At 56.1% G+C, this 12,196-nt stretch carries 6 protein-coding genes; 5 read left to right on the top strand and 1 reads right to left on the bottom strand.

Going from position 1 to position 12,196, the window contains the following annotated elements:
• Positions 1–168 precede the first annotated feature (168 nt).
• Positions 169–2,544: a tetratricopeptide repeat protein gene (locus VH413_06040; protein HEX3798245.1), complete on the bottom strand. Its 2,376-nt coding sequence runs from the start codon at positions 2,542–2,544 to the stop codon at positions 169–171.
• A 274-nt stretch (positions 2,545–2,818) separates the two neighbouring features.
• Here VH413_06040 and VH413_06045 point away from each other — a divergent pair, with 274 nt between their 5' ends.
• From VH413_06045 to VH413_06065, 5 genes are all read left to right on the top strand, one after another.
• Positions 2,819–5,896: a two-component regulator propeller domain-containing protein gene (locus VH413_06045; GenBank protein HEX3798246.1), complete on the top strand. Its 3,078-nt coding sequence runs from the start codon at positions 2,819–2,821 to the stop codon at positions 5,894–5,896.
• Positions 5,893–6,525 carry a response regulator transcription factor gene (locus VH413_06050; protein HEX3798247.1) on the top strand — a complete coding sequence of 211 codons (633 nt, stop codon included), beginning with the start codon at positions 5,893–5,895 and terminating at the stop codon, positions 6,523–6,525. Before VH413_06045 ends, VH413_06050 begins: the two co-directional genes overlap by 4 nt.
• 4 nt (positions 6,526–6,529) lie before the next feature.
• Positions 6,530–8,860, top strand: coding sequence for a glycoside hydrolase family 2 TIM barrel-domain containing protein (locus tag VH413_06055; protein ID HEX3798248.1), 2,331 nt, complete (start codon positions 6,530–6,532; stop codon positions 8,858–8,860).
• A gap of 319 nt (positions 8,861–9,179) precedes the next feature.
• On the top strand, positions 9,180–9,950 hold the full coding sequence (locus VH413_06060; protein ID HEX3798249.1) for an enoyl-ACP reductase: 771 nt from the start codon (positions 9,180–9,182) through the stop codon (positions 9,948–9,950).
• Between the two features lie 449 nt (positions 9,951–10,399).
• Entirely contained in the window at positions 10,400–12,187 is a 1,788-nt protein-coding gene (locus VH413_06065; GenBank protein HEX3798250.1) for a gamma-glutamyltransferase family protein, read from the top strand.
• The last annotated feature ends 9 nt before the right edge of the window (positions 12,188–12,196 follow it).

Below are 12,196 nucleotides of genomic sequence, written 5' to 3' on the forward strand. Positions count from 1 at the left end.
CAAAGTTTCAGCGGAAAATATCCTTTAAAATCCGGCGTCAAACCGGGGGGGTGCTTATGCGGAATTTGTGTAGTAACAGAAACTTAGCGGCGTTAAACCGGTTTGACTTACTAACTTCGAAGCGACCCGAAAAAGTGGAGAAGGGGCCCAAAATTCGGGTCGGCCTAATTACTGGTTTGCGGGCTTATCCAAACGTGCGCTTATTTTTTTAATCTGAGCCAGCGCGATGGGATTGTTCGGATCGCGGCGCAATACTTCATTGAATTGTTCCATCGCCTGGCGATTGTGTTGTTCATTTGCCAAAGCGATTCCCAGATTCAAACGCGCTTCGATCAACTCTGGTTTCAACCGGACGGTTTCAGTAAATTGCGCGGCGGCTCCGGCGGCATCCCCGTCCTGGCCAAACTCCAGCCCAAGGCAAAAATGCGCCTCGGTGAGATTCGGTTTTAATCGGATGGCTTCCTGATAATGCTCTTTGGCTTCCGTGCGACGGCCCAGCTGGTCCAAGGCCAAACCGAGATTCACATGAGTTTCGGGATCGGAAGGATAGAGCTTGAGCGAATCGGAATAATTTGTGACGGCAGCAGCATACCAGCCGCGCAAAAACGAAAACTTGGCCAGCGTATTGAATGATTCCGGGCTGATGATTCGGTTGCGAAGCGCTTCCTCGAATTCGTGATTGGCTTCGTTGGTCTTGCCCATCAACTCAAGTTCTTTGCCCAATCCTAAATGAGCCGGACCCCAGTAAGGTTTCCTCCGCAAGACTTCCTGAAATTCTGCAGCGGCTTGATTCGTTTTATTTTGACGCGCGTAAAGCTCGGCCAGACTGTTTAGGCTGACCACGGATTCAGGGTGCAAGCGAGCCGCCTCTTGAAATGCCGCGACGGCTTCGTCATCACGCTTGGCCGCTTCCAATCCCAAACCCCACGCCTGCCAATTATCTGGATTTTGCGGCTGAAGATTCACAACGCGGTGCAACGATTCGATCGCGTCCGCATTGTCTCCGGTCTGCTGCTGCAAAATCGCGAGGTTGCGTTGAAGAATCCAATCGCTGGGCGCGGCGTCGGCTGCGGTTTTGGTGCGTGATTCGTCTTGTCGCAACGCATCAGGAAGCATCGCCGGTTGAAGCTGTTCGATTTGCTGAACCAGCCGTTCGTAAATTTCCCGATGATTGGCTTGTTCATTGAATGGCGGATTGCTAAGGCGGCTGAGAATTTCCATGTCCGCCTTGCGCCGGGTGAAATCGTTCCAGCCAAGGCGGTCGGCACATTGGTCGGCGGTCAGCCACGGATGCGTATCGCCACCGGTAAATGCGTTGCCTACCGATTCCGCGAGGACGCGCGCCACGGCATAATTTCCTTTGAAGTTCAGGTGAACATGCTCGTAAAGAAATTCTTCGCCAGATATTTCATTGGGACTTTGCGCGCAAATCGCCGCATCCGAATCGGCCAACTGCACTCCCGCCGTTTTTGAATTGGCCGCCACGTCGCGAATGATTTTATTGATGCGATCATCCGCGCGAAACCGGAGGGTATCGTCATCGCAGGCCAGTTTGAATTGTTGCTTCGCGTCCGCACTTTGTCCCGCAAGCAAAAGACATTGGCCAAGGCGGAAATGAATTTCGGCAAATGTGTCGTCAATTTTCAAAGCTTGCTGATAGTTACTGATGGCATCGGCGATGCGCTTCTCCTGTTGGGCGCGAATTCCTTCTTCGTAAAAATTTTCCCAATGCGCCAGATCTTTCGCCGACAGCCCGGGTTTATGATCAGACGCGAACGGCCCGCAATCCTTGAGGTTGCGCGCCACCGTGCTTACCACCACTTTTGCGCCGCTGCGAACGCCGACGTCAATGATGTCAGCCAGATTTTTTTCAAAGCTATCATAAACCGTGGCCATGCGTGGGTCGTCCTGCCGGACATGATTTTGCTCGAACATTTTCATGCCACCCCACTCGCTGTCATTGGCGGTTCGGTTTTGCGCGTGGCGAGCCAGAGTGCCGAACGCCTGCCCGATGCGCGTGCCTTTGAAAGCCACAGCGGCACGAACCATCGCGAGGCTCGGAGCTTTGGCTCCGAAAACTGTGCCCGCGCCGTAAGGTCCCACGACTTCATTGTTGCCGATGTAAAGCACCCAGAAATCGCCGTGCTGTTTGGCACTGTCGCGAGCGATGGGCAGGATGACATGCGAATTGATCGCGGTCATGGCGGTGTTGATCACTTCAAAATGACGATCAGGAAAACGCGCGTTCAACAAAGTTTCCAGGATGCGGCTCATCCCAAATTCCGGCTGCGGATCGCCGAAGGCCGCGGATTCGCCGAACACAAATACCCGCGTGGTATCCGGCGGTTTGACTTTTGACATGACGAAGGGAAACGGTGTGCGCGCCATCTCCGGTCCAAAAAAACGCCAGCCGAACCGGTCATTTTCGACGAGTGAACTTTTGCCGTTGATTTCCATCGGAAGAAAAAACGACAGATCATGTCCGACGCCCGCCACGTGCAGACCGCCTTCCAACGCGGCGAGCATCAGCAATGGTACCAGCATCACCGCCACGATCCGAAAAATCCAGCGGCGTGCGGGTGAAATGGAAATTTCCGCAGCCTTCGTTGGTTGAGTTCGTTTCGAAGGGCGTTTTGAACGGGACTGTTTCATTTCCTGGTTGGCTGCCTTGCCATCTAAAAAGCCGGTATTAATTTAGAACAAACACGAAAAGTGCGGGACTGGCAAAGGAAATTGAAAATCGTGCGGCCTCGTGAAATCCCGCGCAGGATAGCTTAATACTTTACGCATCTGCTAAATTGATTGATATGTTTTCAGTATGAACCGGCAAATTCATAAACTTTTGCTTTTTTGCCTGCTCTGGATCGCGGCCCAAACCGGGCGCGCCGCCGGTTCGGAATCGGATTTGTCCGCGACCTCCGGCGCCATGCGGATTTGGCAAAAGGCGGATGGCTTGCCGTCGGAGGTCGTGACGACTGTGGCCCAGACCAGCAACGGTTTTTTGTGGGTCGGAACCAGCGCGGGATTGGTCCGGTTTGACGGCGCCAAATTTACCGAGATTAAATTAGAACCGGTTGCGGACAGCAATCCCGTGTATGTGACCGCCTTGTGCGCGGACAGCAACGGCGGTTTATGGATCGGCACACAACAGCAAGGTTTGTTTCAATTCTTCCAAGGGAAACTGCGGCACTTCACCAAAGAACAAGGTTTGCTGGACGATGATGTCACGTGCCTCGCGCTCGATAAAAAAGGCCAGCTTTGGGTCGGCGGAAAAGTTGGCCTGAATTTATGGACGGGCCAAGCTTTCAAGCGCTTCACGGAAGCGAATGGTTTGTCGGATGAATATATTTCCAGCGTTCACGTGGCGCGCTCGGGAACGGTGTGGATCACCACGCGGTCGGGCATGTGCCAGTATGTCGAAGGACGAATCATCCCCTACGACTTTCAAGCCAAGAGCCAGGGACGCAGTCCTGAATATTTGGGCGCGTATGAAGATCAAAGCGGAAATATTTGGGCGTTCGGCGATACTTATTTGATCAACCTAGCGGAAGGCAAACGCTTTAATTATTTTCACAGTTCGGCTTCCGGCTCGGTGCGCATCTGGAGCTTGTGCGAAGGCCGGGATGGACGCCTGTGGATCGGCACGAGCGGGCGCGGGTTGCTTTGCTTTGAGGACGGCCGGTTTCAACCGCTGATCCTTGGAGAAAATCGCTGGCCGTACGATGTTCGTTCCATCTGCGAAGATTCGGAAGGAAATCTTTGGCTGGGAACTTCGGGCGGAGGGCTTTTGCAATTACGCCCGCAATCGGTTCATGTTTTTCAAGCCGGACAAGGTTTGCCCGCGGGTTCGACCACGGCACTCGCGTTGGATTCGCGCGAGCGAGTTTTTGTCGGGCTCTTGCGCAGCGGACTTTTTGTCGGCGAAGCCGGAAGATTCGAGCGCGTGGACAGCGCGGGGTTGGCGGTTCAAAATCTCATTTCCTCCATTTGCGTGGCGCGCGATGGGACGATTTGGGCCGGCACTTTGGGCGATGGATTGTATGGTTTGCAAAACGATCGCGAGATTCATTTCACTACTGCCAACGGCCTGGCCAACGATAGCGTTCTGGCCGTGAGTCTCGACGGCGAAGGCACTTTGTGGACGAGCACTGCGGGCAACGGCCTGCAATATTATACGAATCAAAAAATGATCCAGCTCGACGCCGCCACACCCGGGCTTCCGACCGCGCCGGTGACAGCGATGATTCCCGCGACCGCCGGCGGCCTTTGGCTGGGGACGGAAGAAGGTTCCATTCTTCACGAAGACAAAAATAAATTGTCCGCCGTCAAATTGTCGCAAAATATCGGCGCGCGTCCGGTGCTGGTTTTGCATGAAGGTGAAAAGTCGCGTCTCTGGATCGGCATGGATGAAGGCGGCCTCACTTGCCTCGATCACGGCGCGACGATTCATTGGAATACCCACAACGGTTTGCCCAACACCACCGTCGCCGGCATCGTCGAGGACAACGCAAATAATTTATGGCTTTCAACCGGCGGTGGGATTTACCGCGTCAGCCGGAGCGATGTTTCCAAAGCGCTCGGCGATCCCACCATCCCGCTCGAATGCAAATTGGTTTCTGAATCGAAGACTTTGCCCGAACCAGCGACGGCATTTTGCGGAACGCGTTCGGTGCGTTCGCCAGAAGGCATATTGTGGTTCGCCACTTCGGAAGGCGTGCTCAAAGTGGACCCGCACCAATCGGAAACCGTCGCCGCCGCGATTCCGCTCTATCTCGAAACCGCAACCTTCAACGGCCAGACACCCATCTCACTTTTGGAAGGCGGCATGTGGATGCCCGCTCCCACCAACGATCCCGTCGTGCGCGCGCCCATGCATTTGCGCTCGCTGGAAATTCGTTTCACCGCCCTGGATTTCACCGCGCCGTCGGAAGTTCGGTTTCGGCATCGGCTGGATGGCTTCGACTCCGATTGGGTGGATGATGGCTCGGCTCGCTCCGCCCGTTACAGCCGCCTGCCCTATGGCGATTATCGTTTTCGCGTGGCCATTCGCGATCCCGACGGCGAATGGCAGGAGGCGCAAAGAACCTTTGCGTTCATCGTTCCCACGCCGCTTTATTTTCAAGTGTGGGCGATTTGCTTATACGTCCTCGCAGTGGTCGCGGTGATCGTGCAAATCGTCCGCGTAGTTTCGCACCGGCGTTTGCGCATCACGCTCGCGACCCTCGAGCAGCAGCAATCCGTCGAACGCGAGCGCATGCGCATCGCGCGCGATCTCCATGATGAAATCGGTTCCAAGCTCGCCAAAATTTCCTTCCTCAGCGAGCATGCCCAAGTCGCCGCCGAGGCGACCGGTCCTTTGGGAACCAAGATCGCCTCAATCGCGCATACAACGCGCGAATTGCTACGCACCATGGATGAAATTGTCTGGGTCGTGAATCCTCACAATGATACCTTGGAAAATCTAGTAACTTACTTGAGTCACTATGCCGCCGAATATTTTCAAAACACTTCCATTCAGTGCGAAGTCCAACTGCCGCGCGAAATGCCCAATCACTTGCTCTCGTCCGAAGCCCGCCATAATTTGTTTCTCACTTTTGAAGAAGCGTTGAACAATGTCCTGACTCATTCCGGCGCGACAAACGTAAAAATTGATATGACCGTAAAGGCGCTCGAATGTGAAATCACCGTCACCGATAACGGCCGCGGATTCGATGCCCAAAACGTCTCGCCGTCCAGCAACGGCAAGCGCGGCAAACGCGGCGGCAATGGGTTGGTGAACATGCGCCAACGTCTCGCAGACATCGGCGGCGAATGCCGTATCGTGAGCACCCCCGGCGCCGGCACGAGTGTCAAAATCCACGTCCGGTTGAATTCCAAAATAAGCGGCAAGCCATGAAAAAAATTATCAGTGTTTCCATCGTTGACGACGAAGCCGATTTGCGCGAGCACATCAAGGATTACCTCGCCGAGGCCGCCGAAATCCATTGCAAGAGCGTCTATGCCAGCGCGGAGGAAGCGCTCGAACATCTGCCGCACGATAAACCCGACGTCGTGCTCATGGACATCAATCTCGGCGAAATGGACGGCATCGAATGTGTCCGCCGCCTGACCGCCATCGTGCCCGATGCCCAGGTTTTGATGCTCACCGTGTTTGAGGATTCCGAAAAAATTTTCCGCGCCCTGGCCGCCGGCGCAAAAGGTTATCTCCTCAAACGTCTCTCGCCGAAAAAATTGATCGAAGCCATCAAGGACGTGCAGGACGGCGGCTCGCCGATGTCCGCCTCCATCGCGCGAAAAGTCGTGCAGTCGTTCAACACCGTCGCGACTCGCGGCGACAATACCACCGAACTTTCCCCGCGTGAACGCTCCGTGCTCGACGGCCTCGCGGGCGGCCTTGCCTACAAGGAAATCGCTGACCAACTGGGCGTCAGCATTCATACCGTGCGCAATTATATCCGGCGCGTTTACGAAAAACTGCACGTATGCTCGCGGACCGAAGCCGTCGCGAAGTTCATGCGCAAATAAAAAAATGTCAGCCGAAATAAAATCCAAACACCGAATCACGCATTCCCTCAAGGCACATTCGCCCTGCCAATTACCGGCCTTGCGCGAACCCAACTCATTATTCGCCATCACCATTTTTCTCCTGCTCCTTCTCACCAGTCCTCGTCCCACCCAGGCAGCCGACTCCAACTCCTGGCACGCCGCGCGCGCGCCGCTGATGACCCGTTGGGCCAAGGAAGTCAGCCCCACCAATGCCCTGGTGGAATACCCGCGCCCACAACTCGTCCGCCCCGATTGGCAAAACTTAAACGGCCTTTGGGATTACGCCATCACGCCCGACACGACGAACAACTTTTCCTCGCCAGACGGAAAGATACTCGTTCCCTTTCCCGTCGAATCGGCGTTGTCCGGTGTCATGACGAATTTCGGCGAACACAGCAAATTGTGGTATCACAAAATGTTTGCCGTGCCGCCTTCCTGGAATGGCCGCCGGGTGCGCTTGAATTTTGGGGCGGTAGATTGGCTTTGCCACGTGTGGGTCAACGGCCATCTCATCGGCGAGCATCAAGGCGGATACGATCCCTTCACCTTCGACATCACCGACGCCCTCACCTGGAAAGGCGCCGAGGATATTTTAGTGTGCGTCACCGACCCGACCGAGGGCGACCAGCCGCGCGGCAAACAATCGCGCAAACCGGAAGGAATTTTTTACACCGCCACCTCCGGCATCTGGCAAACCGTGTGGCTGGAACCGGTGCCGGTCATGTGCGTGGACCGGGTAAAAATTGTTCCCGATGTGGATACCAAATCCGTCCACCTCTGGGCTTCCGTAAATAGCTTTACCGAAAACCTGACGGTCGAGGCGGTCGTATCCGCCGGGGGAAAAGAAATCTCCCGCGGCACGAGCGCGCCCAACGCCGAGTTGGCGATCAATTTGCCCGACGCCCATCTTTGGTCGCCGGACGATCCCTTTCTCTACGATTTGAAAGTCACTTTGAAAAGCGGCGACCGGACACTGGATTCCGTTTCCAGTTATTTCGCCATGAGAAAAATCGCGTTGAAAAAAGATGCGCAGGGCTTCACCCGCATCGCGCTCAATGACCAATTTATTTTTCAGATCGGCACACTCGACCAGGGCTTTTGGCCGGATGGAGTTTATACCGCGCCGACCGATGCCGCGTTGCGTTCCGACATCGAGTTCCTGAAAAAAACCGGATTCAATTTCACTCGCAAGCACGTGAAAGTGGAACCGGACCGCTGGTATTATTGGTGCGACCGGCTCGGACTCATGGTTTGGCAGGACTTTCCCAGCGGCAACAACGCCACGGTGGCGAGCCAGCGCGATTTTGAAAATGAAGTGCTGCACATCGTCAAGAGTTTGGAAAATCATCCGTCCATCGTGGTCTGGGTTTTATTCAACGAAGGCTGGGGCCAATACGACACTGAGCCTTTGGCCGGCTGGTTGAAGGAATTGGATGCGTCGCGCCTCGTGGACAATGCCAGCGGCTGGACCGATATGCGCGCCGGCGACCTCATTGATATGCACAGCTATCCCGGGCCGGATTCTCCCGCCAACGAACCGCATCGCGCGTCTGTGCTCGGCGAATTCGGCGGACTCGCGGTGCGCGTGGATGGTCACATGTGGTCATCCAATTTTTGGGGCTACGTCCTGCTGACCAATACCACCGAGCTTGCCGATCAATATACCCGCATGCTCAAACGAGTTTGGCGTTCGCACAATCTTCGCGGGTTAAGCGCCGCCGTGTACACCCAAACGACCGATGTGGAAACCGAGGCCGATGGTCTTTTGACTTACGACCGCGCCGTGGCCAAGGTGGACCCCGCGCAGTTGCTGGCCGCGAACCACAGTGGTTTCAACGAAATTCCCAAGAAGGTCGTCCTGGCCGATGCCTTGTACGATCGTGTCGTTTGGAAATACACCATCGAGCAGCCGGAAGAGAACTGGTTTAAACCCAAGTTTTACCCCGCCGGCTGGCGGGATGGCGCGGGCGGTTTCGGCACGGACGGAACCCCGGGCATCTATGTCGGCACGATCTGGAACTCGCCCGACATTTGGCTGCGGCGGGATTTCAACCTCGCGGCGGAAGATATTCCCGGAATGAAATTCCAGGTCTTCCATGATGAAGACGTCGAAATATATCTCAACGGCGTCCTCGCCTTGAAACAGCCCGGATTCATCACCGACTACGATGATTTTGACATTTCCAAAGAAGCCTTGGCCGCGCTGCACCCCGGCAACAACACTATCGCCCTCCACTGCCATCAAACCACCGGCGGACAAGGAATAGACGTCGGAATTTTAGCGCCCCTACCGCAAACCCCAAAGGAAAAATAACCCACGAACGGTTATGACTTTTCCAAATAAGCGCGTGCTCTCCCCGGACAAAAACTGGCATTCTTTCACTGGCGAATTTTGATACCGTCCGAGGTAAAGCCCGACCCCGAAGTCCCGCAGGGACGACAGATCCTTAGCCCAGCTATTTATGCTGGGTTTGCATCCGTTCCACCCAAGTCCCGCAGGGATGAAAGAGTTCAGCGATCCTGAGGTTCCCCCAATTCCGCGTTCCGCACTTTCCCAAATTTCCCCATTCTTTCCCCCTTGCCACCGCCCGCAAATTTGGCTCTGCTAATGTCCGATAATTAAAAATATCGCTATGTCACAACTCACCGGAAAACTTGGGATCGTCTTCGGCGTCGCCAACAAACGCTCCATCGCGTGGGCCATTGCGCAAGCCTGGCACAAAGCCGGCGCCCGCCTCGCCTTCACCTACCAGGGTGAACGCCTCAAGGAAAACGTCGAAGAACTCGCCGGCACCTTCGGCCCCGACACCCTCCTCATGCCTTGCGACGTCACCAAAGACGAAGACATCGCCCGCGTCTTCGCCGAAGTCGGCCAAAAATTCGGCAAACTCCATTTGCTCCTCCACTCCGTCGCCTTCGCCCCCAAAGACGCCCTCGAAGGCGAATTCGTCAACACCACCCGCGAAGCCTTCCGCATCGCCCACGACGTCAGCGCTTATTCACTCGTCGCCCTTGGCCGCGCCGCTGCTCCCCTGATGACCGAAGGCGGCAGCCTCGTCGCCATGAGTTACTACGGCTCGCAAAAAGTTGTGCCCCACTACAACGTCATGGGCGTCGCCAAAGCTTCACTCGAAGCCAGCACCCGCTACCTCGCCTACGACCTCGGCCCCAAAAAAATCCGCGTCAACTGCATCAGCGCCGGCCCCATGAACACCCTTGCCGCCCGCGGCATCGCCGGCTTCATGGACATGATGAAACACTACGAAGCCCATTCCCCGCTCAAGCGCAACGTCGCACCTGACGAACTCGGCGCCACCGGCACCTTCCTCGCCAGCGACGGCGCCGCCGCCATCACCGGCCAAGTCCTCTACGTGGATTGCGGCTACGAAATCATGGGCATGTAAGTCCAACCCGCGCTCCGTCCCTTTTCTAATTCCGATGCCTTATCCAGGAACCTCAACGAGGTTCAGGCAACAAAGCCCAGCGGTTGGTTCGTCTTCGAACCTACCCTGGGTCAGCCACCAAAAAAATCCCCCCACCATATAGAGCGAAGCGAGTCGCGCCTTAAGCGCGTTACCGCCTTCCCACCCCTGCGTTCAATTACCAGCCGAAGGAATAAAAAAACCATCACGCAAAACAAAACCGCCAGCCCCTTTCGAGACTGGCGTCGCCTAATTTTATCCACCTCACCGTTTCAATACTACATCGCCACGCCCGGCAAAAAACCCAACTGCCGAAATGACTACACCCAATCTCCTTCCTCTCCTTCACGGACTAGCCGGCCTCTAAATAAATTGTTGCTCCAACCATCATGAAGCCCGACCCTTGGTCCGATAGAAAATCTCATACCAAAATGAAACAACGCATCCTCACGTTAATCGCCTTGGTGTTGTTTGATTCAATCTCAATCCACCCCGCCACCGCCCAAATCAATCGCGGCGACCGCTACTCCGGTGAAACCTGGGCCACGCGCTCCCCCGTCATCGCCGAACACGGCATGGCCGCGACCGAGCAACCGCTTGCCTCCGCCGCCGCCATCGCCATCCTGAAACAAGGCGGCAGCGCCGTGGACGCCGCCATCGCCGCCAACGCCATCATGGGCGTCATGCAACCCGTCCTCAACGGCATGGGCGGCGATCTGTTCGCGATTGTTTGGGACCCCGACACTCATCAACTCTACGGCTACAACGCCTCCGGTCCCGCCGCCCGCTCGCGCAGCCTCGAAAAAATGCGCGCCGAAGTCGCTGCCGCTTATCGCAAAGCCGGCTTGCCGCAAACAAACCACATCCCCTCTGTCGGCTCGCTGCCCGTCACCGTTCCCGGCGCGGTGGACGGGTGGTTCGCGCTCCACCAGAAATTCGGCAAGCTCCCCATGACCGATGTCCTCGCTCCTGCCATCGGCTATGCCCGCGACGGCTTTCCTGTCACCGAACTCATCGCCAAATATTGGAAAGGCGGCATGATGGCCTTCGAGCGCCGCCGCAATTTGATCGAGGAACTCGACAACGCCCGCCACACCTATCTCATCGCCGATGACCATGGCGGCCACCCGCCCGAGCAAGGCGAAATTTTCAAAAACCCCGACCTCGCCCACACGCTCACGCTCATCGCCAAAGGCGGACGCGATACCTATTACAAGGGCAAAATCGCCCACACCATGGACGCCTATTTCAAACGCATCGGCGGCGACCTCAACTATTCCGACTTCGCAAACTTCCACGGCGAATGGGTCACGCCGCAATCCGTCAACTATCACGGCTACGATGTCTATGAATTACCGCCCAACGGCCAGGGCTTTGCCGTGCTCGAGATGTTGCAGATCCTCAAACATTTCGATCTGAAAAAAATGGGCATCGGTTCCGCCGATACCTTGATCACCTTGCTCGAAGCCAAACGTCTCGCCTATGAAGACCTCGCAAAATTCTACGCCGACCCACACTTCGCCAGTGTGCCAATGAAAGGTTTGATCTCCGAAGCTTACGGTGCTGAACGCGCCAAAGAAATTAATTCCTCACAAGCCAATCCCGCCATCGGCCCCGGCAATCCACAACTCTTCAACGGCGACACCATCTACCTCACCACCGCCGATAAAAACGGCATGATGGTTTCCCTCATTCAATCGAATTATCGCGGCCTTGGCTCCGGCCTCGTCGCCGACCATCTCGGTTTTATGTTTCAGGATCGCGGCGAACTTTTTTCGCTCGATACCAATGCGGCCAATGTCTATGCGTCCGGCAAACGCCCCTTTCACACCATCATTCCCGGTTTCGTCATGAAAGACGGCCAGCCTTTCCTGAGCTTCGGCCTCATGGGCGGCGACATGCAATGCCAGGGTCACGCCCAGGTCCTGACCGACATCATTGACTTCGGCCTCAACATTCAGGAAGCGGACGACGCCGCGCGCTGGCGCCACATCGGCAACGCCGAACCGACTGGCGAAGCCTCCACCGGCATCGGAACCGTCGAAATGGAATCCGGCTTTGACCCCACCGTAAAAGCCGCCTTGCAAACGCGCGGCTACAAAGTTATGCCGGGCACTGGCGGCTTCGGCGGCTACCAGGCCATCATGTGGGATGCCCAACACCACGTCTATTGGGGCGCCTCCGAAATGCGCAAAGACGGCGAAGCCATCGGTTATTAGAGCATTCGG

This window comes from Verrucomicrobiia bacterium, from assembly GCA_036268055.1.
Taxonomy (GTDB): Bacteria; Verrucomicrobiota; Verrucomicrobiia; order Limisphaerales; family Pedosphaeraceae; genus DATAUW01.

Bases quoted from the DNA above. Each gene is read 5' to 3' on its own strand.
- VH413_06055 (HEX3798248.1), top strand. From the start codon at position 6,530: ATGTCAGCCGAAATAAAATCCAAACACCGAATCACGCATTCCCTCAAG.
- VH413_06065 (HEX3798250.1), top strand. From the start codon at position 10,400: ATGAAACAACGCATCCTCACGTTAATCGCCTTGGTGTTGTTTGATTCA.
- VH413_06045 (HEX3798246.1), top strand. From the start codon at position 2,819: ATGAACCGGCAAATTCATAAACTTTTGCTTTTTTGCCTGCTCTGGATC.
- VH413_06040 (HEX3798245.1), bottom strand. From the start codon at position 2,544: ATGCTGGTACCATTGCTGATGCTCGCCGCGTTGGAAGGCGGTCTGCAC.
- VH413_06050 (HEX3798247.1), top strand. From the start codon at position 5,893: ATGAAAAAAATTATCAGTGTTTCCATCGTTGACGACGAAGCCGATTTG.
- VH413_06060 (HEX3798249.1), top strand. From the start codon at position 9,180: ATGTCACAACTCACCGGAAAACTTGGGATCGTCTTCGGCGTCGCCAAC.